22 protein-coding genes are annotated in these 23,394 nt (G+C 40.7%); 19 read left to right on the forward strand and 3 right to left on the reverse strand.

Annotation, left to right across the window (positions count from 1 at the left end; genetic code table 11):
* Positions 1-141 precede the first annotated feature (141 nt).
* The 3 genes from CIK96_RS13305 to CIK96_RS12625 form a co-directional block, all read right to left on the reverse strand.
* Complete coding sequence (locus tag CIK96_RS13305) at positions 142-306, reverse strand: hypothetical protein (RefSeq protein ID WP_158214875.1); 165 nt, start codon at positions 304-306, stop codon at positions 142-144.
* Positions 307-324: 18 nt separating this feature from the next.
* Positions 325-747: a single-stranded DNA-binding protein gene (locus tag CIK96_RS12620; RefSeq protein WP_094440788.1), complete on the reverse strand. Its 423-nt coding sequence runs from the start codon at positions 745-747 to the stop codon at positions 325-327.
* Positions 748-843: 96 nt separating this feature from the next.
* Positions 844-1,227, reverse strand: coding sequence for a single-stranded DNA-binding protein (locus CIK96_RS12625; protein ID WP_094422156.1), 384 nt, complete (start codon positions 1,225-1,227; stop codon positions 844-846).
* Positions 1,228-1,928: 701 nt separating this feature from the next.
* Here CIK96_RS12625 and CIK96_RS12630 point away from each other — a divergent pair.
* The 19 genes from CIK96_RS12630 to CIK96_RS12725 all read left to right on the forward strand — a co-directional run bounded on the left by CIK96_RS12630 (position 1,929) and on the right by CIK96_RS12725 (position 23,264).
* Positions 1,929-2,291: a TerY-C metal binding domain-containing protein gene (locus tag CIK96_RS12630; protein WP_094440789.1), complete on the forward strand. Its 363-nt coding sequence runs from the start codon at positions 1,929-1,931 to the stop codon at positions 2,289-2,291.
* 21 nt (positions 2,292-2,312) lie between these two features.
* Entirely contained in the window at positions 2,313-3,599 is a 1,287-nt protein-coding gene (locus CIK96_RS12635; protein ID WP_094440790.1) for a serine/threonine-protein kinase, read from the forward strand.
* 23 nt (positions 3,600-3,622) lie between these two features.
* A complete protein-coding gene (locus CIK96_RS12640) occupies positions 3,623-4,372 on the forward strand; it encodes a VWA domain-containing protein (protein WP_022149277.1) in 750 nt (249 codons plus the stop codon).
* A gap of 540 nt (positions 4,373-4,912) precedes the next feature.
* Complete coding sequence (locus tag CIK96_RS12650; protein ID WP_094440792.1) at positions 4,913-6,283, forward strand: protein phosphatase 2C domain-containing protein; 1,371 nt, start codon at positions 4,913-4,915, stop codon at positions 6,281-6,283.
* Positions 6,284-7,471: a hypothetical protein gene (locus CIK96_RS12655; RefSeq protein WP_144007535.1), complete on the forward strand. Its 1,188-nt coding sequence runs from the start codon at positions 6,284-6,286 to the stop codon at positions 7,469-7,471. It begins immediately after the preceding gene.
* Between the two features lie 136 nt (positions 7,472-7,607).
* Complete coding sequence (locus CIK96_RS12660; RefSeq protein WP_094440794.1) at positions 7,608-9,062, forward strand: DUF4407 domain-containing protein; 1,455 nt, start codon at positions 7,608-7,610, stop codon at positions 9,060-9,062.
* Positions 9,063-9,113: 51 nt separating this feature from the next.
* Positions 9,114-9,389, forward strand: coding sequence for a hypothetical protein (locus CIK96_RS12665; protein ID WP_144007536.1), 276 nt, complete (start codon positions 9,114-9,116; stop codon positions 9,387-9,389).
* Positions 9,390-9,412: 23 nt separating this feature from the next.
* Positions 9,413-9,577: a hypothetical protein gene (locus CIK96_RS12670; RefSeq protein WP_254047141.1), complete on the forward strand. Its 165-nt coding sequence runs from the start codon at positions 9,413-9,415 to the stop codon at positions 9,575-9,577.
* 627 nt (positions 9,578-10,204) lie between these two features.
* Positions 10,205-11,854: a tetratricopeptide repeat protein gene (locus tag CIK96_RS12675; RefSeq protein WP_094440796.1), complete on the forward strand. Its 1,650-nt coding sequence runs from the start codon at positions 10,205-10,207 to the stop codon at positions 11,852-11,854.
* A gap of 241 nt (positions 11,855-12,095) precedes the next feature.
* Positions 12,096-12,755, forward strand: coding sequence for a sigma-70 family RNA polymerase sigma factor (locus tag CIK96_RS12680; protein WP_094440797.1), 660 nt, complete (start codon positions 12,096-12,098; stop codon positions 12,753-12,755).
* A gap of 2 nt (positions 12,756-12,757) precedes the next feature.
* On the forward strand, positions 12,758-13,939 hold the full coding sequence (locus CIK96_RS12685; protein WP_094440798.1) for a hypothetical protein: 1,182 nt from the start codon (positions 12,758-12,760) through the stop codon (positions 13,937-13,939).
* Between the two features lie 119 nt (positions 13,940-14,058).
* A complete protein-coding gene (locus CIK96_RS12690) occupies positions 14,059-14,847 on the forward strand; it encodes a hypothetical protein (protein ID WP_094440799.1) in 789 nt (262 codons plus the stop codon).
* Between the two features lie 130 nt (positions 14,848-14,977).
* Positions 14,978-15,877 carry a hypothetical protein gene (locus tag CIK96_RS12695; RefSeq protein WP_094440800.1) on the forward strand — a complete coding sequence of 300 codons (900 nt, stop codon included), beginning with the start codon at positions 14,978-14,980 and terminating at the stop codon, positions 15,875-15,877.
* Between the two features lie 64 nt (positions 15,878-15,941).
* Positions 15,942-17,252: a hypothetical protein gene (locus CIK96_RS12700; RefSeq protein WP_094440801.1), complete on the forward strand. Its 1,311-nt coding sequence runs from the start codon at positions 15,942-15,944 to the stop codon at positions 17,250-17,252.
* A 35-nt stretch (positions 17,253-17,287) separates the two neighbouring features.
* The gene (locus CIK96_RS13645) at positions 17,288-19,324 is read left to right on the forward strand and encodes an ATP-dependent RecD-like DNA helicase (RefSeq protein WP_094440802.1); all 2,037 of its coding nucleotides are present in this window, start codon (positions 17,288-17,290) and stop codon (positions 19,322-19,324) included.
* Between the two features lies 1 nt (position 19,325).
* Positions 19,326-20,216 (forward strand): retropepsin-like aspartic protease, encoded by an 891-nt coding sequence (locus CIK96_RS12710; protein ID WP_094440803.1) that lies wholly within the window; start codon positions 19,326-19,328, stop codon positions 20,214-20,216.
* A 95-nt stretch (positions 20,217-20,311) separates the two neighbouring features.
* Positions 20,312-21,208: a hypothetical protein gene (locus CIK96_RS12715; protein WP_094440804.1), complete on the forward strand. Its 897-nt coding sequence runs from the start codon at positions 20,312-20,314 to the stop codon at positions 21,206-21,208.
* 2 nt (positions 21,209-21,210) lie between these two features.
* The gene (locus CIK96_RS12720) at positions 21,211-22,221 is read left to right on the forward strand and encodes a caspase family protein (RefSeq protein ID WP_158214876.1); all 1,011 of its coding nucleotides are present in this window, start codon (positions 21,211-21,213) and stop codon (positions 22,219-22,221) included.
* Positions 22,206-23,264, forward strand: a complete 1,059-nt coding sequence (locus CIK96_RS12725) for a hypothetical protein (protein WP_094440806.1) — start codon at positions 22,206-22,208, stop codon at positions 23,262-23,264. Before CIK96_RS12720 ends, CIK96_RS12725 begins: the two co-directional genes overlap by 16 nt.
* Positions 23,265-23,394: the final 130 nt, after the last annotated feature.

The following is a 23,394-nucleotide window of genomic DNA, read 5'->3' on the forward strand; positions in this document are numbered from 1 at the left end:
ATTGTTCTAAGGACAGAATAATCTCTTTCGATTCTTTATATATAGCCCATGTCTGATGGTATGGGAAGAGAATTCACGTATCTGTCTTCACATGCAACTAATCGCTATTTTATCCCGAATTGGGGTAATTACTGACCTTTATTAGTCTACAAATTCAAATTCATCCTTATAGCAGGTTATTTCTGCTCCACTGCCTAATACAATGCAGGTGTACTGATAGCCATGATAGCCACCGTCTATGCTATCCAAATCCACGCTGATGTCCCAATATCCACGATAGGGAACAAATAGCCTTGCGTATCTCATTGCATCCTCCTTTCTTCGTTAGAATGGCATGTCCCTCTCGTCAGGTGCTGGAGCGTCCTGCGGTGGCTGGGGTGTGTTCTTCGCCTTTGCCCCTTTCTTGGCAGCCTTCTTCGGGTTGTCGTTCTGCTCCTCTTTCTTCCCTGCATTGACGAAAGCGATGCTGTCCGCATTGATGGAGATTTGTGTGTGGCTCTCGCCTTGGCGGTCTTTCCACTGGGATGTGGAGATAGTTCCCTCCACGAGAATGAGCCTTCCCTTGGTGAGATATTCAGCCAGACGGACATGCTTCTCCCTGCTGCTGCGTACCCTTACCCATGTAGTGATGTTCTGACCTTTGGAGTAATCATCAACGGCTATGTCAACCGCCATGAATGTTCCGTGCGTTCCTGTGATGACTTGGCAATCCTTGCCGATGCGTCCGATAGTGTGCGTGTAAAGCATAATCTAAAATGTATGATGGTGAATAATCGAATGAAATCTAACTCTTTTCTTTTCCCTTTAATCAGGAAATCTGCATTGCAGAGGGAAGAAGAAGGCTCACTTGGCCTTCTTCTTTGAAGTTTTCTTCTCCTCCGCAGGAGCTTCTTCCTCCTTGTCGGGAGTCTCATAGAACTTGGTGGCTACCAGCAACACTCGCTGATGCTTGACACCTTCTTGATCGCTCCATTCCTCAGGCTTGAAGTAACCTTCCACGGTGAGCATTGCACCCTTGGTGAGCTTGTCGAATGACTCGGCGTTCTCGTTCTTACGCCATGCTTCCACGTTGACGAAAGCCGATACGCGGTTGTTCTCTTCGCCGTTCTTCTCGTTACGGCCGATAGCCAGTGAGAAACGTGCTACTGAAGCGGTTGTGAACTGACGGATTTCTGCATCCTTACCTACGAAACCTGTTACTGCGAAATTGTTCTCGATCTTTTTCATTGTTTTGAATTTTTAGAAGTGAAACATTTATTTTTTACGTTGCTATCAGAGTTGGCAAGGGAAGTATGGGAATGCAAGGAATTACCGAATTATTTCACCCTTGGGCCAGAAAAGTTTTTATTGGCTGGGACAGACAGCAAAAAGTTTTTGAAAAAATTCAGGGAATAAGGCACCTGGTACTTGCTGAATACGGCTTGCACTAACTTTGCGACGGAAAAAGTAAGTGTGACTCGCTTCGCCCGGAAAAATCATCAATGAGGAAGTCGGAATAAGAACAATTCAGTGACAGATATGAAATGGAGGATGCCCGATAGTCCAACGCTCGGTAAATACACGTTATGGCCATCGGACGGAGAAGTACACAGCGTGAAGGTAACGTATCATTTTGCTGACAATAGGATGTATGCAGAACGCAGAAAGTTCATTGACAGGTAAGCGAGTGCTATCAGCCTGTGGGTTAGCCTGAATAATGGCTATAGTATACAAGGAAATTCTAAGCCGAGTTATCAATTGATAGCTGACGAGATATAGGCAGAAGAAGGGGAAAACTAGAGTAGGAAGGAAATGATGTTTGCTTTTTTTATGAAGAGGGATTCTTATTCAGAGGAATCAGAAGAATAAAAATATAAAATAAATGTTCTTGGGTGTTTATCTTTTTGAGGACACAGGGATATGCTTATAGAAACTTAAAAATAATTGCAATGAGAAGAAATAACGTAGTAATAGTACCAGCAAAATGCCAGCATACAGGTAAAATGTATGGCATTAGAGCTGAAAGAAGGAATGACGGCTGGCACATGAACTGGGCTTTTGAACTCCCAGAGGATGAAGCTGTGCGAGAGAATTTTGGAGAAGAGACTATTTCGGGACGAGTCGTAATTGACCCAGAATACCCGGGATGCCCTTATTGCGGTGGGAAAGGTTTTGTTCATTGCGGAAAATGCGGAAAGCTTTCTTGTTGGGATGAGGAAGAAGTTTTATTCAGTTGCCATCACTGTGGCCATACAGGTGAAATCGGTATGAGCGCAGATGAATTTGATGACATTAAGGCTGGAGATTATTAATTTGATATACAATAGAAAAAAATGTCAGAGTTAAGAACTGGTGAGACCATTTCACTTCAAGGAGGTGGAAAGGTCACGATAAAAAAGGAATTAGGAAGAGGTGGACAAGGTATTGTTTACCAAGTTGACTACAACGGTAAAGACGAAGCACTCAAATGGTATCTGAAGGATGAAGGCGATTTGTTCTATCGTAACCTTCAGCGTAATGTCAATAGTACGCCACCATCATCCAACTTCCTGTGGCCGCTTCGAATAACCGAGCGTCAAAACGAGAGTTTCGGATATGTTATGCATCTCCGTCCGAAAGGATATTATGAACTTGGAGATTTCTTCACGGCCAAGGTCCGATTCAAGAATTATGATAGTGTTCTTCATGCAGCCATCAACATCTGCAATGGTTTCCTGAGACTGCACCTTTCTGGTTATAGCTATCAGGACCTGAATGAAGGTAATTTCTTTATCAATCCTGAAAACGGAGATCTGCTAATTTGCGACAACGACAATGTTGCAGCAAATCGTACAGAGTCAGGAATCAAAGGCAAAAGCCGGTATATGGCAGCTGAGGTCGTTAACGGAGGTGTACCGAACATCCAAAGTGATGTCTTCTCTTTAGCAATAGTTCTGTATCGCCTTTTCATGCTCGACCATCCTTTTGAAGGAATGACAACATTGAAATATGTTTGTCTTACTGATGAAGTGGAACGAAACATCTATGGTGAAGGCGCCATTTTTGCTTGGGACCGTGAAGACAACTCTAACCGTCCTCATCCCCAGATTCACTATAATGCCCATTTGCGTTGGGGCTGGTGTCCTCAAAGCCTTAAGGAAGCATTCCAAAAGGCTTTGGGCAAGGAAAGTGTCCTTCACCCAGAGAGTCGCATGACCGATCGTGAGTGGAAGAATCTCTTCGTTGAGCTTCGCCGCAAGCTGATTGTGTGTCCTGAATCAAAAGGAACAGACCATGACTTTATGGTTGATGATATCAATTCAACGTTGACGTGTCCACTCTGTGGAAAACCTGTAGAAATAGGTGCGTTGTTGAAATTTGGAGATGGAACAGAGTATGTATTAACACGTCACAAGAAACTGTATTTAGACGATTCCGATGAGACTGTCGGTGTTGCTCGTGTACGCAAAGCTGATGGCAGGACAGAATTGGGTCTGCAAAACCGTTCCGATAACAACTGGATGGTTTTCACTGCTTCCGGACGTCTTAATGAGCTGGCGAAGGATGACATCATGCCTTTGCGTGACGGTATGAAAATAAGATTTAATAATCGTACAACTGCAGAAGTTATTATTCACTAATTAATTTAACAAAAAAGATGAAGATGGAGAATTTAAATCCCTTCGAGAGCGTAAAGCCATGCGCTCGCAGACAGATGAATCTGTTTTATTTGATTGACTGCTCAGGTTCAATGAGAGGCAACAAGATCGAGTCTATTAACCAGGTGATGCCAGATATTATGAGAACCATTGCCGATATTGACGAGAGCAATAAGGACAATGCTCAAATTAAGGTCGCTTGTCTAGAGTTCAGTAGTGGCTGTCAGTGGAAATATCCTCAGCCCGTTCTAGCCAATGATTTCAAGTGGCAGGATATTCAGGCTGGAGGCGTAACAGATCTGGGAGCTGCATTCAAGGAACTGCGTGCGCATATGAGTCGCAATAGTGACCTTGCTTCTGACACAGGTCATTACGCACCGGCAGTTATCCTTCTTTCCGATGGTCGTCCTACTGATGCTTGGAAGAATGCCTTGAAGGATCTGCAATCCAACAAGTGGTTCCAGGTGGCCACAAAGGTCGCTATAGCTGTTGGTGACGATGCCGATAAGACCGTCTTAAACGAGTTCGCTGACAATAAAGATGAACTGGTTATTACCGTTCATAATTTGGATGCCTTGAAAAGCGTAATCCGTTTGGTGAGCTGTACTGTAAGTAAGATTGGTTCGAACAGCACATCGGTGGGTGAGAAGACCAAATCTGACGAGATTAGTGAGATGGTTGACGATGCCGTGAAGGAAACACCTGGTGCTGAGAATGCCAATCATCAGAAACCTCAACCTGATATATGGGATTAAGTCCAATGACTACAGAGGGACAAGAAAATACAACCACGTTATGGGTTCTTCTTGATGTAAGCAACTGCATGCGTGGAGCTACCATTGAGTCGGCTCGGAACGTACTTCAACAGTATGTATTGAGCCAACTCATGTTGAGTGGCTTGAAGATTTCGCTGATAACATTTGGCAACACAGCTAGTCTGTTGACTGAACAACCGTTGGCTATTGAAGAGTTCCAGTTACCTGAAGAATTTACGATAGGTGGAATGTGTAACCTCTCTGATGCATTATCCCTATGTAATAATTTGATATCACAAGATGATAAAATTCTCCTCTTGACTAAAGGTTATACAACAGACAGTTATGGAAATCAGAATCACATATTGGATAATGATTGTCACGTTGTCATGTTAGACAGTTCTTCAAATCGAGTACCAGTTACTCTAAGTTCATATTTCTCAGGAAGGTTGAAGGTCTATAATATGAAGGAGGAGTCTCTTAAAAAGCTAAGCATTAATCTCAATTGTGTAATCAAGTAATATTGTTGTTGTAGAGAAGATGATTACCTTTTCAAAATCAATTAAAGGTTCTAGCCATGATGACAATGGCAAGCCAATGCAGGATTGGAGTGAGCACCTGTATCTTGAAGATTACAAGGCTGACATCCTGCTCGTTAGTGATGGCCATGGTAGTGACAAACACTTCCGAAGCGATCGCGGTGCCAGGTTCGCTGTTGAAGCAGCTAAGGAAGGGCTGGTCGAATTTCTAAAGGATTTTGATCCCATTCTTCCCGAAGAGACCTTTAGAAAAAGGGGAATACAGGGAGTAAAGGATTCAACCCATGAGGATTATACGCCCCATGATGAGTATGAGCGGGAATTCCGACAGCTGTTTGAGCATATAAAGTTTCGCTGGTGTGAGAAAGTCGTGAAAGACTGGGCCGAGAATGTTCCTCTTGACAAAGAGCTAAACTATTCGGGCATGCAGGGGAAAAAGATGGACTTGTTATATTATGAGAAGGGGCGTGAGGTGGTTGCTTACGGCTGTACATTGATAGCAGCTGTTAAGACACCCAATTACTGGATGGCATTCCAGTTAGGTGATGGGAAATGCATTTCGTTTCATGCTGATGGCACTTGGTATGAACCTATACCATGGGATAGCCGTTGCTTTTTGAACATTACGACTTCGCTTTGCCATGAGGGCAGTGAAAGTTTTCGCTATTGTTATGGCAACACTGACTGTCCTTGCTTGTTCATCGGATCCGATGGTATGGATGACAGCTATATGCCTTTGGACAAATTGGCGGAATTCTATGGACTTGTGATAAGGGTCGTTGCAGAAAACGGAGTTGATTATGCGACAGAACAGCTTATAAAAATGATGCCTATCATAAGCGAAAAAGGAAGTCATGATGACATTTCCATCGCGTTCTGGCTTGATGACAATGTGGTACTTCCATTAAGTAAAGCCATCCTTTCACGGAAGTTGGATTCCTTGGAAACCGACTCAAAAGAACAAGAGAGTAACAAGAAGGAGGCAGAAAGCAGACGTGTAGAGGTAACGGAGAGAACTAAGCAGCTTCAGCAAGAGTCTGGTGTTTATGAAAACAAACGCTCAGAGCTTGATCGGAAAATGAAAAAGGTTCAGGAAGATAAAAAGAAGGCCGAGGAGGACTTCAATGTCGCCACCTTTCTTTACGAGGATGCTAAAAAGAATCTTGATCAAGTTATCTCAGTTTTTGATAACCTCGAAAAACTCTCATCAGAAAATGAAAGAGCCTATGAGAACCATCTCCGGGAAGTGTGTGTCGCAGAGGAAATGTTCAGGGAAATCGAAAAAGAAATCCAAGCGCTCGAAAAGAAGATAACGCAGGATTTTGAAGAGATGACAAACATCCGGAAAATATTAATCTCATTTGATTCGTAAATGAAGAAGTGTAAGATTTGCCGTGCAAAGGCAGTAGTTAATTCTGAAATCATTTCAGGACTCTGCTGTTGCAGGATGTGTGGGAAATTCTTTCTTGAAGGAATGGGCGCAGATAGTACGCTATCTGTCGGCCAGATTCTTCGGGAGGAAATCAAACTGTCGGGATATAAAGATACGTTGCTCGCCCATGATTCGATTCATGTGGTTGCACAATTAAGACACGTTGCTCCTGCCATTTTGAATGCGTTTACTGTTGTGCTTGACAGTTGTAGTCATGTGATTCTTGACCTGATGCGTTTATCCCAGGAGGCGTTTGATCCAAATGCAAGAACAATTATATGTAATGGAATAGAAGTTGAGACAGGGCTTAATAGTGCGTTAGTATCTTTCATTGTTGATACCTATGCATATGCACTTGGTCTGATGGAACTTCCTATCGAATATAGCAATGATGGTGCATCAAGTGTAAAATTGAAAGTAAATAGATTTGCTGCAGAAAGGACTTCCATCAAATGTGGAGAATCGGTCAGACTTTTCTGGGATGTGAGTCAACCTGATGCGGTAGTGGCTATTTCTGATGGTTTTCATCAGTGGTGTGTTCCTGCCTCTGGATCCTTGACAGTTAATCCTTCTAAAGATAGAATTTATACGCTTACGGCTGTTAAAGGGGGATATTCTGTCTCGCCGGAAATCGTTAAAATTCACATAGTGAAGCCTGTCAATATCAACAGTCTTAAAGTTTCTAAACAAAAGGTTTATGAAGGCCAAAGTGTGAATGTAAGCTGGAAAGTTTTCGGTGCTACTCACATTGAACTCTTTGTGAATGATGGATATGAGTATCGAAAAGTTGAAGATGTGTCTTCTTTACGAAATAAGGAAATCAGGTTAGTAAGAGACAGCCAGATAATTCTAACCTGTTATAACGAATGCTATCAGGCTCAGAAAATCATTCATGTACAAGTAAAAGGTGCACCCAGATTTCCTATTCAGGAGTTGACTTGCCTTAAACATCTTCCGGAGATTAACATTCTTGGCCCCGCCTTGCCAGTTATGTATGGCCGTGACCAGTTACTGACAAAACGATTAGAACAGCTGAACAAGTCAGAAAAAGGGCTGTATGGTTTATTGAAAGGAAGGGTTAGTTCTAGTTTCAAGAGCATTTGTAGTCTGTTGACTAAAGTTAATTGACTAAAAGTGGAATACAGGGTCATCAAAAAGTGGTTGTTTAACATATAACTTGTTTATAATTTAGATAAAAATGGGATATAATGAAGTAGGGGAGACACCTCTATTTCATAAAATTAATATAGTAAAACATTGACAGATGAGTAATTCTAAAACAACTAGAGAAGTAAGCTTTTTTACACGTTTCCTGTGGTTCGTCGCAGGAGCAGATATTGAGATGTTATCTTTGTGTCCACTCGACTATAAGAAATATGAAGCCATAGGGATGACCATTCTGATGACTTCCTTAGTAGGCTTCGCAGCAGGCTCTTCGGCTGCATGGTATTTTACGGAAGATACCTTGTGGACTTTGGCTTTTGGCCTGTTTTGGTCTTTGCTTATCTTTAGTATTGATAGAAGTCTTGTCGTTACCTTAAAAAAGGATCCATATAAAAAGTCATACTATGTCCTGCCTCTTGTATTCAGAGGTTTTCTGGCGATTTTGGTTGCAGGTATCATGTCGATTCCTTTGGAACTTCTCGTTTTCAATGGTTTCATTCAAAACGACATAGAGAACTATAAATCTGATTTGCTTAAACAGCAGCATGATGATAGCTTTGATGCCCAACAGGCTGCCGAATATGATTCGAAATCAGAGTCTTTGAACCAGTTGCTGAAAACGGAGTCCAGTAAGAAGGATGATATTGAGATGTCGATTAACAACAAGAGGTCCGAAAGGCAGAGAGAGGTGAATATGCTTAATCACCCTAATACCACTACATATAATAATGCCCAGGCGAGTGCAAATGGATTGCAACGTCAATTGAATGAACTGTATTCTCTTCCAAACTCCGACTATCGCCGGAATAGAATCCCAGGCTTACGTTCTCAGATAAGCCACCAGAGGAGCGTCATGTCAAGCGAAATTAATGCTTGGAATTCAAAAGTCAATGCACGTATATCAGAACTTGACAATGAGATTGCACAATTGTCAGATGCATTGAGAGTTGCGAAGGAAACTATCGCGAGAACTGACAAGGAGAAGCAGCGCGTAGATTCAACAAGCGTCAGCTATCAGGCCAGGGCTGAAGAGTCCTTAAACAAGACGGATGAGCGTTTTAGAAACGGTAATAACTTTACATTATACTATGCTGTTCTGGCTCATGCAATATATAAGACTCATAAGGTTACTCATGAGCGAATGGGAACTGATGGAAAAACGTATACTTATGAAACAGAAGAGTTTGTTAATAAGGATTTTATGTTTCTCCTGTGGTTTATCAGAGCCATGTTCTTTGTGATAGAACTTCTTCCGAGTATAGTCAAGGTCGTGTCAAAAGCCGGTCAATATGAACTGAGGGTTTATCATCAAGAAGAGGAACTGAAAAAGTACCTTCATAGTCAGGAGTATCAGGATTATTGTTATAAGATGCTGCATGGTGATAATCAACTGGAGATGGATCTTCAGGCACAAAGACACGATGCCGAGAAGAAAGTACAGCATGATATTATTCAGGCAATCATTAATGCCGAGGAATCTGTTGCAAAGGACAGTATTGATAATTGGGAAAAGCTTGAAAAAGGTAAGATGCTTGTACGCAATAGTGTTCTATGAGTATACTTTTGAAAAACAAATGGGATATATAAATAACATAATATAGTGAGGATGAAAAAAGCGAATAATAAAAGAGAGCAGTTACGCTTGATTAGGAAATACCTCCATGGCCTGATGAACGATGTCGAGGAACGATCTTTCTTTGATATGATTAAAATCGATGAAAGTCTTCGTAGGTTAGCAGCAGCTGAGGTGGTTCTATGTAAGAATTATGAGTTTGAACAGAGACGTAATGAGCTTTTTGTCGAAGAATTACAAAAAATTGCCTCTGGGAGTTTATCTTTTGACAGTAATAGGGATATAGCTATAGAAACAGATATCAAATAGTATTCATTAAAAAGTACAAGAAGATGAGAAATTACGAGAATTACGACGAAGATTACGATTACTTCGAGGAAGAGAAAACGTATGAGAACTACAATGGCAGTTATGCCCAGGATGTAGAAGGTTGGAGCGACCAGGACATAGATGATGTGTTTGACGGTGATCCAGACGCGTATTGGAATATTGACTAAAGAATAGGCGGTATGACAAATACAAAGATTCCTGGAGTGAGTTTCTCATGGAGAAGAGCACTTGGCATTACCAAAATCAAAAGGAGGTTTACCAGTGCTACCGGCATACCAACAACTAAGTCTGGTATCGAGAGAAAAATAGGAGCAGCCGTAGCTGGCGTTGTTCTTAAGTTATTCAAATAGTCTGTATGTTACGATGAATGTTAAACCATAAAAGAATACGGTCGTGAAAATTAGAGCTTTATTTACATTTTTTATTGCCTTGTTAGTCTGTGTTACAGCAAAGGCTGGTGACATTAAACGTCCTGACAGCTACAATTATCAAAGAGGTTGTGAGGCTGTATCGAATGGTGAATATGAGGAAGGCATGCGATACCTTCTGCTTGAGCTAAAGGATAATCCCAAGAATGGATATGCGTGGTCATGGATCCTTTCAATCCACATGAACAAGAGAGAGCTTGGTGATGCTGTTGATGCCGGACAGATGGCTCTTAAGCTCCTGCCCAAAAAGGATTCTTATTACATTGGCTTCGTTCATAAATCACTCTCCAGGGTGTATTACTATATGGATGACAAAGACAAGCTTTGTCGGAAATTAGTCTCGCTATTAAAGCGGATCCAAAGGAAATGGATTATGTCGCCATGCGTGCTGACCTCTATTACTACGAGAAGGAATATGATAAAGCCAATGCGGATTTCGAAAAGTTAATCTCTAACGATCCAGGCCAACCTGCTGGCTATATGGGCATTGGGAGAAACCTTCTTGCTCAAAAATCCTATGATGCAGCCATTGAGAAATTCAACTATGCGATGAAGTTGGATGAAGAGTTTTCTCAGCCATATGCCTTTCGTGCCGATTGCTTTATTGGTAAAGGAGACTACCGTTCTGCCGCGCAGGATTTGGTTAAGGCTTTGGAGATTGACGCTAATGACAGGGCGTTCTCAATGATGGTTGAATGTAATGATACATGCTATGAGAATATCATTGTCTTGATGAATATCAAAGCCTCCAGTGATACGAAGGAAACGGATTGGGATTATTTTCTTGGAGTTGCGCACCAGGGGCACAATCATTTCCGAGATGCAATCGTCAATTACAAGAAATCATTGGAAAAGGAGTCACATTCTCTTACATGTGAGAATATTGCTGAGTGTTATGGTGAGTTAGGTGATTATACAAGGGCTCACCAATATATCGACATGGCCATTGCAATGGATTCTACTCGTAACGATTTATATCGGGAAAAGGCTGATTATTACTATTACTCAGGTGATTATTCGCAGGCGATAGCCATGATGGATAAATACATCAGCTTTGATCCAGAAGCATATTTTGGCTATTACCGTCGAGGGTTCTACAAAGACAATACCCAAGATATAGATGGTGCCATAAAGGATTATACCTATTGTATCACATTAGAGCCAAGATATACATACGCTTACCTGGGAAGAGGTGATATGTACATGGCGAAAGGAAATGTCGATGCAGCCAAGAAGGATTATCAGACAGTTGTTGCCCAAGATACATTAATCCTTGAACAAGGTAATTGCAGGCAGTACGCATATCAGATGCTTGGTCAGAAAGATAGTGCCGAGGCGTATATGCAGCGTATTCTAGACAAGTATCCGACTGAAGGAAATTACTATGATGCAGCTTGCCTGATGTCTCGAATGGGAGAACTCCAGCGTTCCATCGAATATTTGAAGGTGTCTTTTGAAAAGGGATACCATGAAATCAACCATTTGGAGAAAGATGATGACCTGGATGGAATTCGCGATATGAATGAGTATAAGGAACTCGTAGGCAAATACAAGCAGATCCTGAAAGAGAAAAACGCCTTGAATGCTGATGACAGCATCAGTGAAGCAGAACTGGAAACTACAGAAATCCCTTTCAACAAGTCCGGAAATATGATGATGATTGAGTGTACGATTAATAGTCTGCCTCTGCATTTCATCTTTGATACAGGTGCTAGCGATGTTAGTATTTCCGATGTTGAGGCAAACTTCATGATGAAGAATGGATATCTGCATCCCAATGACGTTGTCGGTAAAGCGCGTTATCAAACTGCTGATGGCAATATCTCCGAGGGAACGGTCATTAACCTGAAGCATGTAAACTTCGGAGGCTTGGAGTTGACAGATGTAAAAGCATCCGTCGTGAAGAGCCAGAAGGCTCCGCTGCTTTTGGGGCAGAGTGTGTTTGGTAGACTTGGGAAAATCGAAATAGATAATCGGGAGAAAGTCGTTAAGGTCACACATCCAAAGAAGCAGTAATCTTGAACAGATATGGCATAGTGTAACACTAGACTTGAAGTGTTCCAATATTGTTATGAAAAGCAGGAGATGACAATGTTGTCTCTTGCTTATTTGCATTTATAAAACTCTCTCTCTTCTAGCATTTTGATGCGGATTTGCGCTAATTAAAGTCAAATTATGACTTTATATATTATAAAAAGCCAAAATATCACGAGTTATTCATAGTTATTTCGTAACTTTGCATTAAATTCCGAGTGTTATGGCCAAAAAGATTAGCATGATTCCACAGAGTCAGTCAAACTCTCTAACTGAGAATGCACTGCTTGACTTTATCAGACAAGAGCTCAATAATTATTATAATGATTGTGAGCCTAACATCATCAGTAAAGTCAGGGCAGCATACCCATCGTTGCGCGACGAACAAATACGTGACATCTTTCAGGATGTTTGTATCGCATTAGTAGAAAAAGCTCATGATGGGAACTTTAGATTGACTTGTTCTTTATTCCATTATGTGTATAGATGCTGTTGGAATAAGGCAGAGCATGAGACCCGTCACCCAGAGAGAACATGGCAACTTCCTACTGATGACATCATTCGTGATGATAATCAGGACGATTTTGAGGGTCAGCCTGTTCAACAAGACAAGGTTGACCAATTGCTTAACTCCTTGTTTGAGGAACCTGACGAAAGAGAGGAACTTCTAAATAGAGTTTGTGAGGTTGTCAAAGACCTTCCTGCCCCGTGTGACAAGATTCTATATGGTATGTATAGTACCCCTAAGAAGAAACAAGAAGTTATTGCACAAGAATGCGGCTATAGTAATGCCGCTGTTGTAAGGGTGATGGCATCTCGTTGTAAGAGTAAGTTTCGTGACAAGTTTAAGTCCATCTATGATTCATTTAAGAAAGGCCTGTAATTATGCTGACAGATAAATACATTGAAAAGCTTCTGGATTTTTACTTCAAGGGAAAACTGTCCCAGGAAGAGAAAGTTAAGCTATTTGAGTCTTTGCGCTCAAATCCTTCCTTATATGATACTGTCCAGTTCGTTTTAAGCCACACAGATCCTTCAAAAGCGGAATTATTTTTGTCAGAGAAGTCCCTTATGTGTGACACGCAACTTATCTCTGAGGAAGATGAAACTATGATTGAGCTTTATCTTTCTGGCATGATGAGTCAGGAAGAAGAAGCAGATTTCATGGACAAGTTAGTGTCTGATGCAGATTTGCGTACCAATGTGTTGGCCCAGGCTTTTCTTGTTAAAGCAATTTTGAAGATTCACAATGCTGACAACAAGGCTCTGGATGCGGCAAAGCAAACAACGGTATCTGATGTAAAGTTCTTGTTTAAGGAACTTCAGGATGAAGATGATGACAGGCTAATTGATTCCTATTTGGTAGGCAATTTATCAGAGGAGGAGATGAAGTCGTTTGAAGAAAGATTAAAGTCCGACAAAGATTTCAGAGATAGGGTTTCTGCTGTAACTTTCTTGTCAAAGGGCATAAAAGAACGACAAGAACGGGACGCTAAAGCAATAGAAGATGCGAAAAAGATCTCCAAGGAAGATGTAATCTCTATAATTAAGGAAATAGAAAAAAGAGAACATTGTCCCGCAGCTGCATCTTCTAGGATAATACCATTATGGGGTAAGCGAATAGCTTCTGCCGCCGCTGTTATATTAATACTGGCAGGTATTGGATTTGACTATCATAATTCTGTGGTTTTGCGGGATAATGCAGAACAAGGTGTACTGTTTGCGGAGTCTAATATGCCAGGTGATATTTTCCGGGGAGAAGGTGAATATGTGGCGAAAGATCTCCGTGTTCTTTTTGAGAACGTTAGGAAGAAAGAAAACCTGTCATTAACTATAGTAAAGCTAGAAGATTATTATAATCATGCTATTGATGAGGACGCTCACGTCGAAGACGATTATGTTGATCAAATATCTTTCGCCCTTGTATCCGCTTATATTTATGATGGTCAAAAGTCTAAAGCTAAAGAAGTTCTTAGTCATATCCTGAATGATCCTGAAGCGTCACCCGATGTTAAGGAGAAAGCCAAACGATTGCTTGATAGCATAAAAAAGACCTTCATTTTCTAGAATATCTTATCATAAATAAATAGAGCAGTTAGCGCATACAGCGTTAGCTGCTTTTTTTATTGTTTGCATTTTTCGTTCTTCTGGGATATTAGGATGTAAACAATTAAAATAATAAGAAAATGAAGAACGAAATTCAAAAGATTCTGAGAAAGTGGGAAGGAAACCTTCGTCGTAACGGTTCTATGGACGCTACACGTTTCTCACAAGTGTCAAACGAGATTGACTGTTACATCCGTACGAGTAAGAACACTCAGGTTGCAAGGCTGCTGACAAGCTGCAGAGATTCTACGCTTTCGGCATCCCCGAACAATGACAAGATCTTAAGAAATGTCCGTCATGCCCTATTCCTTCTCCAGAAGGAGATCAACGATGAGAAAAGAGAGCTTGGATTCGATGTTGACCTGGGTCAGCGCCAGCGTTACGAGGCCATTTCAAAGAAACTGTATTCAGAGAAGCTGAGATTCAAAGGAAATAAAAGCCTAAGAGAGGCGGATGTTACTCTGATGGAAGGCCGGGACTCTCGTAAAGTTCGCAGGATTGTAGAGAAAAGGATGTGTCAGGAATACCACCGGCAGAACAAACACCGTTCCTCTTACCGTTGCTCAGGAAAAGCTCGTCATGAAATGGATCGTGCTGTGTCCTACCAGATTTTCAATCTAGGCCAGCTCGACGGACATGCCAACCAAAGAGGAATCGGTACCCATTGGAAGAAGATCGTCGACTATTCTTCAGGTGAGTACGTGATGAAGAAGAAGGTTGAGTACGCAACACTTGAAGAGGCCCAGCTTCATATCGAACTCTATAAGTTTGCCCATCCGAAAGATAAGAGGCCAATGCATGCATACTACTGTGAACACTGTGGTCATTATCATATCGGACATGACCGGGGTACTGAGACAGCTGCTTAAACATCTTGTCGTTCAAATCCTCCAGATTCCTCAAACCTGGAGGATATGTGGCAAGTTTATGTTTTTGAAGGATTGGGGATAGTATTTTGTAAAGGTTACATTAGAGTATTAACAATTAACGATTAATGATATGAACATCTTCGAGATTTTAAAAAGCAAAGATTCAGATAACCCTATTTTAAAGGATTATCAGGTGAAGGAAGAATTGACAAATGATTGTGCTTCCGAATCAGTTCAGCCAGTCGTTGTCAATACGGCTCACAAGGTGGCTGACCCTATCAATATTGAAGATACCTTTAACTTCGTCGGCAGGTCTCTTGCCAAATCTTATCGACGTGGAGAAATCAGTGCGAAAGAATTGCTTAGATCTTATCGTAAGAATGTTGCTGAAGCTGAAACCTTTTGCACTTTTGGATATAAAATCCAAGAGCTTCAGGAAGTCATTCGTACTACCCACAATCCTGCCCTGAAAGCAAAGCTAAAGGATGTTGTAGAAGAGAAAAAGGCTCTGAGACAGAAGAGTAACCTTCAAAATCATTCAACTCTAGATAAATTGGACATGTTCAAGATTGATGTGTTAGGTATGGGAATAGGACTGCGCAAGGTTATGGCCTCCATGAGAAAATACTATAAAAAGACGGGAGACAGGAATGCCCTTATCGTCTCTCTGCTTTTAGAGACTGAATTTGCGAATGTTAATGCTAAAAGACTTTCCTCTGAAAAAAGGAGAATGGCTTATGAACGGAAGACTATTTTGCTGACCAGGTTGTCATCCTTGCTCCATGAAGCAGGTTGGAAGTCTGGATATAATGAAGCTACGGGAAAGAATGCCTCCTATCTTGTGTTTGTTTACTTGCCTTCTGGTGTCCAATTAACATGGCATTGTAACGAGTATACTATTCCTCAGTATTATGACAGTTTGGATGATGAATGGGATGGCCAGGTATGTATGACTCTGGAGAAGATCCTCGTGTATATTAAAGAGAATTATCATGAATTTATTCTTTCTCATTTGAGAAATGCTGCGTGATGTTTATCTTTTCTAACCTTTAGGGATAGTATGATAGAAAGTCAAATTTTAAAACTTAATTGTCATGAGTAATTTTAGAATCAACGAAACCCACATCATGGTAATCCGTAAGGATTCAGCAACAGGGAAATTGGTAACTGATTATTTACCATTGGAGTTTAAGGAGCAGGCAAAACTCAATGAGTTAAAAAAACTGTCGAATACGGCTGGTATAACCGGTGAAGACATGTTCAAGGCTACCCAACAGAAAGGGTTAGGCTATCTGCTCGAATATTATGATTTCTGCGACTGTGTTAGCGGCTCTTATCAGTGTTGCCCGGCAATTAACATCAAAGACGTTAAAGAAGGATTCTATTCTAATAGCCAGGTTTTCTATCGACTGCTGGAATCTCGTACGACACCGTATTGCTTGTCAAAGAAATACAAAGAGTGCCGTGAGGATCCTTCTATCGTGGCATACTCCAGCAGACATATCGGTTGGAACAGCATGAATTTTAGCCTAAACGATGACTTGTCAATTGCTTATAACACGAATTTCGGATATGGCTATGCCAACTATTTTACGGCAAACCTGAAATATAAGGATATCGACATCCTTCCTTATTCTATGTGGGTAAACTATTATAATGCAAATATCTTCCAGATTCTGCGCTATACACGTACGTATTGCATATCAAATAGCGAATGGCAGCCAGCTCTGGAATTCGGCCGTGATGTTTGCAATAGCCTTGTTCAAAATCCCAGAGGATTCGCCAACGAATGGCTGGTAGGTGAAGTAAGAAAAATGGTTGATGGCTTACGAAGGATTTTCAACAATCATGGCTCTTTTATCGCCGTCAATGAATCAAATGGCTCTGGTAGGGTATTGAATACAAAGGAGGAAATAATCCTCTACAAAGGTGAGAAGATGTCAGGTGCTCTTTCTTTCCTTGGGAAGATTAAGGAGATAGAGAAACTAAATGTCTCAATGGAGAGTTATATCACCTCCATTCTTGACATGAACAGTCAAATGGTTCCTCAACTTCAGGAGGTAATCGACGAGTATAGGGGAAAACTGGCAGAGCTTACACAAATTGATGAACAGCTCTTGGATGAGATCGCTCCAATTAAGAGTTTTGTCGATAACCATATCAATGAGTGTGCTGCTAATTTCGTTGGTGACACAAGCTATTCTTCAAGGCGAGAAGCAGAGAAGATTATGTCAGAAGTCAGCATCGTGTTTATGGAAGCCAATGAACAGTTGAAGGATCTTGAAGAGAAGGAGTCCCGGCTCAGTAATAAGATTTACAATATGAGACGTGTCGTAAATACGCTTTCCGGTTATGTTGAAACCATTGAAAGCTTCATGGAGAGTGAGTATGCAAAAGCAGCATAATCATAAAATTCTTAATTAATCATTTCGAAATTGGGATGTCAATAGATAAAACAAACAAGCAACAACTTCAGGCATATGAGCTGATTGAAACAACCAATTCCAGCTTTTTCCTCACGGGAAAGGCTGGGACTGGTAAGACTACATTCCTTCAAACAGTTCAGAAAGAAATAGACAAAAACTTCATTGTGCTTGCTCCGACAGGTATTGCAGCGATGTTGGCTGGTGGAGAGACTATCCACTCATTTTTTGGCTTGCCTCTACAAATATGCACGCCCAAGACGATAGGGAATGTCAATCGCTCCAAAATATCTATTATCAAGAAAGTGGACACTATCATCATAGATGAAGTTTCCATGGTTAGGTGCGATGTGATTGATGCTATTGATTACACCCTTCGGTATGTAATGAAAAATTCCCTGCCTTTCGGGGGCAAACAGCTGGTTTTCGTTGGCGACCTCTTCCAGCTTCCTCCAGTTTTACGAAAAGAAGAAGCGGAGATTATGGATGATCTGTACAATACCATGTCCCCATTCTTTTTTAAGGCAAGGGCTCTTAAGCGATTGTCTCTTCCATGCATAGAATTTGTAAAAGTCTATAGACAAAAGGATGATGTTTTCCTAGGCATTCTTGACTCTATTCGCTTTAATCGTGCTAGTTATGGTGAATTGTCAGTCTTAAACAAGTGTGTTGACCGTCCCATTCCTTCGAATGAAAGAATCATTACGCTTTGCACCCGTAATGATGAGGCATCCAAAATCAATATGTCAAAGTTGAATCTTTTAGATTCCGAAGAATTTTGTTTCGATGCCAAAGTGGAGGGAGATATCAAGCTGGATGCCAACCTACCAGCAGAAAAGAAACTCTCCCTTAAATGTGGTGCACAAGTCATTTTTGTTAGAAATGATCTCTCCCGACGTTGGGTAAATGGTACAATTGGAACCATCTCCAAATTATCTCTGGATGAGATACAAGTGGTAACAGAGTCCGGAGAGTACAAGGTGTCTCCTGTTTCTTGGGAGTCATATAAGTATGAATACAATAGTAAGGAGAAAAAGATTGTAAAGACACTAGTGGGAACATATACTCAATTTCCGCTTAAATTGTCATGGGCTATAACGATACATAAGAGTCAAGGGATGACTTTTGACAAGATGATTCTGGATTTGAGTCGGGGTGTTTTCTCTAAGGGACAGTTATATGTGGCTCTGAGCCGTGTAAGAAGTCTCGATGGCCTGTTTCTGGTTAAGCCTGTGTCGTTTGGACATATAGGAACGAGTGAGGAGGTGATATCCTTTGCGAATAGATTCAATGACGATTCTGCTATCAGAAATGAAATCAGTGGCGGCAAGTATCTCTACGAAAGTTTGCGCCATAAAAATTGGGATGAGTTTTCAAAGACTTCATTGAATCTGGGCTTGTCTCTCGCAAGGTCAGGGGATTGGAAGTCAGCAGCTCGACACATCTCTCAGATGTTTAATGCAATGGTTTCTGACGAGCACCTGGTCAATAGTATTGAGCGAAATATGCTTCCGATTTCAAGATTCAGCAATATCTTCGTCGACTATGTAAGTGCCGCCTTATGTCTTTATTCTGGTGAATATGAGCAGGCTGTTTATTATGCGGATAGGGTTCGTTCCATGAGAGAATGTAATGATATGCTGTTCATTAAGGCTCGTGCCTTAGCTCTATTGAAACGATATAAGGATGCTGATGCCGTAAACATTGAATTGGTAAAATGCCTGGATGGAGAGTTTGATGCTAAAACATATTATGAAGTAGCCGTTCTCAACGAGGCTCAGTTGGGTGATCCTGGTTTGGAAATCATGCAGTCAGTAGTAAAATACAGGCCGGAATACGATAACTCAATCATTCAGCTGAGGGTTTTCATGAAGAATAAAAACATTTACCTGACCGATTCTGATGATAATGAAAATGAATTGGTTGTACAATTTAATTCAGACATTTCAGATGATGAGATGGCTAATCAACTAAGAACATTTAGATTGAACAGGAAGGAGGATTACAGAGCTTTTGTTAAATTGTTATCAAGTTATAAATTCGAAGAACAATAGGATGGGGACAAAAATAGATTGCCCTTTGTTGGATTTTGGAATCGTTGAATATCCAATGGTTATGGCTTCGTTTGTTTCAAAATCAGGTCGAACTGTTGGAGGGGCTTTCATGGTGGATACGGCATCGCGTCATAATGTAATGAATGAGGCGATCTTGGGCATATTGCAAGATAACTGTTTACGTTATGATGGAAAAATGACTCTGACTTCTTTTTCTGGGGAAGGTATTCAAGGGAAAGAAGTTCATCTAGATTTCTGTGTAGGAGGATGTCAGTTTTCGGAACGGTTTTATGCCGCACAAGGCTTAAGTTTTGATTCCGTTTTTGGAGAACATGTTGTGCTGGGTATACTGGGTATTGAGTTCTTGGTCAAGTATGGACTTGCCTTAGATTTTGAAAATCGTTCGCTACATTCATCTTCAATTATTGAAGAAAAGATGGAGTTGTCTGAATACAGCTTCGTTTTTCCCCAGGAATATGGATTCTCAAAGTACGGTCTTCCTGTCGTTGGGATGGTGAAGAATGGGAAAGAATATGTTTGTTTAGTTGATTCTGGAAGTAATCTGAATACAACAACAAAATATGTTTTGGGTAACGGAGATATAACTAACAGACATACTGGACTGAAAAGTTCATTGACCAGCGTGGCAGGAACGAAGATGACAGATTTGATGAATGTGGATTTTGACCTCCTTAGCATCGGCAATAAAATAGGTGAGATAAAGGTTAAAAACTACTCGGCAGAATTTCAGGTTATGGGTAATAGTAAGTATATCTTGGAAGGTTCGAGTAACATACCACCTGTGTCCGCAATCATCGGGGCAGGATTCCTGTTAGAGCATAAATGGGTGGTGGATTTTGCCTCTGGTGTGGTTTATTCTGCTAAAAATTGACAAAAATACAAATTATTTTTGGGATTAATATTATTTTGACGAGAAAATCGAAAAAAATGTGGTAATTTTGTACCGTATTTTAAAACATAACATGTATGGTGACTCTGATTATTCTATTTATCGTGTTAGTGCTTGCACTGCTTATCCTGCCTTTCTCTAAGGCATTAATGAAGGATAAACAGGATTTGCGACAAAGTCCGATTGAAGTCCGCTTCAAGGTTCTTATTGATGAAATCAATAAAGCTTTCTTGGACGGAAAGGGGACAACCGTATATCCAGTTAAGAATGACAATAGGTGGTTAAACCTACATTCTGATGATAGAGCAAATTATTTGTTCCAGTTCAATTATAGTACTGGGCATCTGACTGTTTATCTTCATTATAAGTATCTTCAAAAGGAATTGAATGCAAATGTTCCTTTTTATAATGTAAGAGATGTCGATATTTTCACCCAAAAGAGAATGGCTAATGAGTTCATTCAGAAGATGCGGGTGGCTATTATGAAGCATCAAGAGACAATTGGCATACCCGGGCAGTCTGGTCCGATCCCTTCGCAGTTTATGGATGACGAAGATGATCCAATAGATATGGTTAGCTCAATGTATGGAGACTTGTCTATGCATCAGAAAAAATCAATTATCAACATGGGGTATTTGATATTCTCAGCAAATGGTTCTTCATGGAATGATTTTGTATCTTATGGACCTACTCGTCAGCAGCTTAATTTTCTAAATTTGAACTGGAAAGATTGCCAGCAACAACTCAACTCCGAGGGTGAGAACATTATCCATACAGATCTAAAAGAACTTGAAGATGGAGTTTACGATAGCTTACTTATGTTCTGGTTGTCGATGGTAGTGACGGAGACTGGCCCCGATGACAATAGGGCTGAAAAGTTCCTTTCAATGAATGAAAGGCTTGGGCATTCTGAGCAGGACGTTGAGCAGCGAGTTCAAAAGATTCAGGCTATGATGAATTTCTTTGGTCAATGAGTATGAGAAGGTGGTTGGTTATTTCCCTTTTATTTGTGACGTTGTTATGCCCAGCACAGCAACGCCGGGCTTTGTTGGTGGGAGTTGCCAACTATCCTGAAGAAAGTGGTTGGAGAAAGATTCATGCAGACAATGACGTATCCCTGTTACAAAGCGTGTTGTCTAGTTCTTTTTCCGTAAAATCAATTCTTGACGAAAAAGCCACATTGGTTAATATCCTGAAAGAATTAGATGGCCTGCAAAAGGCGACTTGCCATGGCGATACCGTTCTTGTTTCGTTTTCTTGTCATGGCCAGCAAATGATTGCCGTTGGTGAGGAAGAATCAGATTCTCTTGACGAGGCCTTAATTCCATATGATGCAAAGGTTAAATACAGTTCTGATTATCATGGAGAGAAACATTTGCGTGATGATGTCCTATCCGAACACATCTTCAGACTTAGAAAGGCAGCAGGTTCAGATGGACTTGTGATTGTTCTCCTGGATGCTTGTCATAGTGGCGATTCTTTCCGTGATACTAAAGAGATGGAGAACTGTCGCGGTGGCTATCCAGTTTTCGGACCAGATAACACAGTAAGAGCTGTTCATAAGGACTTGAAAAATGTGGTCGGGGTTGCAAAATCTGATGGAATATCAGATGTCCTGTTCATGAGCGCATGTCAGAGCTATCAGATAAATGCTGAATATAAAGTCTCAGAAGACAAATGGTATGGTTCATTAACATACGCTTTCATCAAGGCTTATGAAAAGGACGGATTGAATAGCCTACTTTCTCTATGTGCGGATATAAGAAGTAACGTGGAATCCTTCAATAAAAGTACCAGGCAATCTCCTGAGTTCGCAACAACGATTGATGCCCTTCAGATGTTAGAAGAAAAGCCGGATACCACTATTGTGGAGATAGATGATTGTGGTAATCATGATGGTGCCGATACTCAGATTTATTGGATAGTAGGTCTTGCCATTCTTTTAGCTGTCATTATAATCGCCTTTTACCTATGGAAGAAGAAATGAATAACAGAAAAGTTCCTGGATTTGTTCTTAGCACATTCCTGTTCTTGTTCTTTTATTTACTTATCAGAACTGTATATCAGGACTTACCTAGGATGTACTATGACATGATGGACGCCACGGTGGCAGAGGATGAACCGATTATTTTCAGCCTCATTTTGGCATGCCTTGATATTGTTATGCTTTGCTTGTCTTTTTGGAGCATCATTAGATTGCTAAAGGGCAAACCAGATGGCATTACATGTGTCAGATGGGCATTAGGGCTGAATTTAATAGTCGTTTTGTTTCAACTGATTCAATTATTGGGAAAGATAATTTACTTACACTGGATGTATGCGTTATCTCCTGCACTTCAGCTTTTGCTGACAATAACATTCCTATTCTATTTGGGGAAATCTAAATCGGTTAAACAACTCTATCCCAAATCTGAACGTAAGTTTTCCCCAGGTGGATGGGTCTGGCTTTTATTCTTTATTCTTAGTGTGTTTTCTATTTCTTATATGCTCTATACTAATATTGAAATGGAGAATAAGAGTAAGAAACACGAGCTTAGTTCTTTGTCGATTCCCTCAAATAGTTATAGTGATGGTCTTCTTTTGTTTGAATCAACAAGCAAATGGAGCCATTCGACAAAGGAAATAATGGATATGGAGGATATGCCCCAAGATGTTACGTTATGGGAATTGGCAAGTGACTCTATTTGCGAACTGGTTATGTCGGGTGTCTCTCCTAAAAGACGTCATTCAGATTATATGTCTATTTTACTTCAGTCCCTTCCTGAAGAGCAGAAGTATTTTTCGGGAGAGGTTATTGCATGTGACACAATCATCAATGATAATCAGTATTACCTTGATCAGTATCAGTATGTAGCTGACTCCATTTCCTATTTATGGACTTTCTCGGTAAGATTTGATGCAGAGACTCATAAATTCTGTGCTTTGTCGAAGTATGGAATACAACGTGATGAAAGAATGGACAAGGATGAAGTGCTTTCTTTCCTAAAGTCCGTGGTTTTTGACCTAACTCCTTTTATAAAAGAGCAATGATAACTATACTGAAGGAATTACTGATTCTGTTGGCATGTCTGTACCTGTTTCTGGTACTTAGATCCCATTATTCAAAGGGAGAATCCTTTAAGGATGCTTTCCTTAACAATGTTCATTATGTTGTTATGGT

The sequence above is a fragment of the Prevotella sp. P4-98 genome, from assembly GCF_002251405.1.
Taxonomy (GTDB): Bacteria; Bacteroidota; Bacteroidia; order Bacteroidales; family Bacteroidaceae; genus Prevotella.

Excerpts from the sequence above, each read along its gene's own strand:
- CIK96_RS13305 (WP_158214875.1), bottom strand. The coding sequence starts at position 306 with ATGAGATACGCAAGGCTATTTGTTCCCTATCGTGGATATTGGGACATC.
- CIK96_RS12620 (WP_094440788.1), bottom strand. The coding sequence starts at position 747 with ATGCTTTACACGCACACTATCGGACGCATCGGCAAGGATTGCCAAGTC.
- CIK96_RS12625 (WP_094422156.1), bottom strand. The coding sequence starts at position 1,227 with ATGAAAAAGATCGAGAACAATTTCGCAGTAACAGGTTTCGTAGGTAAG.
- CIK96_RS12630 (WP_094440789.1), top strand. The coding sequence starts at position 1,929 with ATGAGAAGAAATAACGTAGTAATAGTACCAGCAAAATGCCAGCATACA.
- CIK96_RS12635 (WP_094440790.1), top strand. The coding sequence starts at position 2,313 with ATGTCAGAGTTAAGAACTGGTGAGACCATTTCACTTCAAGGAGGTGGA.
- CIK96_RS12640 (WP_022149277.1), top strand. The coding sequence starts at position 3,623 with ATGGAGAATTTAAATCCCTTCGAGAGCGTAAAGCCATGCGCTCGCAGA.
- CIK96_RS12650 (WP_094440792.1), top strand. The coding sequence starts at position 4,913 with ATGATTACCTTTTCAAAATCAATTAAAGGTTCTAGCCATGATGACAAT.
- CIK96_RS12655 (WP_144007535.1), top strand. The coding sequence starts at position 6,284 with ATGAAGAAGTGTAAGATTTGCCGTGCAAAGGCAGTAGTTAATTCTGAA.
- CIK96_RS12660 (WP_094440794.1), top strand. The coding sequence starts at position 7,608 with ATGAGTAATTCTAAAACAACTAGAGAAGTAAGCTTTTTTACACGTTTC.
- CIK96_RS12665 (WP_144007536.1), top strand. The coding sequence starts at position 9,114 with ATGAAAAAAGCGAATAATAAAAGAGAGCAGTTACGCTTGATTAGGAAA.
- CIK96_RS12670 (WP_254047141.1), top strand. The coding sequence starts at position 9,413 with ATGAGAAATTACGAGAATTACGACGAAGATTACGATTACTTCGAGGAA.
- CIK96_RS12675 (WP_094440796.1), top strand. The coding sequence starts at position 10,205 with ATGGATTATGTCGCCATGCGTGCTGACCTCTATTACTACGAGAAGGAA.
- CIK96_RS12680 (WP_094440797.1), top strand. The coding sequence starts at position 12,096 with ATGGCCAAAAAGATTAGCATGATTCCACAGAGTCAGTCAAACTCTCTA.
- CIK96_RS12685 (WP_094440798.1), top strand. The coding sequence starts at position 12,758 with ATGCTGACAGATAAATACATTGAAAAGCTTCTGGATTTTTACTTCAAG.
- CIK96_RS12690 (WP_094440799.1), top strand. The coding sequence starts at position 14,059 with ATGAAGAACGAAATTCAAAAGATTCTGAGAAAGTGGGAAGGAAACCTT.
- CIK96_RS12695 (WP_094440800.1), top strand. The coding sequence starts at position 14,978 with ATGAACATCTTCGAGATTTTAAAAAGCAAAGATTCAGATAACCCTATT.
- CIK96_RS12700 (WP_094440801.1), top strand. The coding sequence starts at position 15,942 with ATGAGTAATTTTAGAATCAACGAAACCCACATCATGGTAATCCGTAAG.
- CIK96_RS13645 (WP_094440802.1), top strand. The coding sequence starts at position 17,288 with ATGTCAATAGATAAAACAAACAAGCAACAACTTCAGGCATATGAGCTG.
- CIK96_RS12710 (WP_094440803.1), top strand. The coding sequence starts at position 19,326 with ATGGGGACAAAAATAGATTGCCCTTTGTTGGATTTTGGAATCGTTGAA.
- CIK96_RS12715 (WP_094440804.1), top strand. The coding sequence starts at position 20,312 with ATGGTGACTCTGATTATTCTATTTATCGTGTTAGTGCTTGCACTGCTT.
- CIK96_RS12720 (WP_158214876.1), top strand. The coding sequence starts at position 21,211 with ATGAGAAGGTGGTTGGTTATTTCCCTTTTATTTGTGACGTTGTTATGC.
- CIK96_RS12725 (WP_094440806.1), top strand. The coding sequence starts at position 22,206 with ATGGAAGAAGAAATGAATAACAGAAAAGTTCCTGGATTTGTTCTTAGC.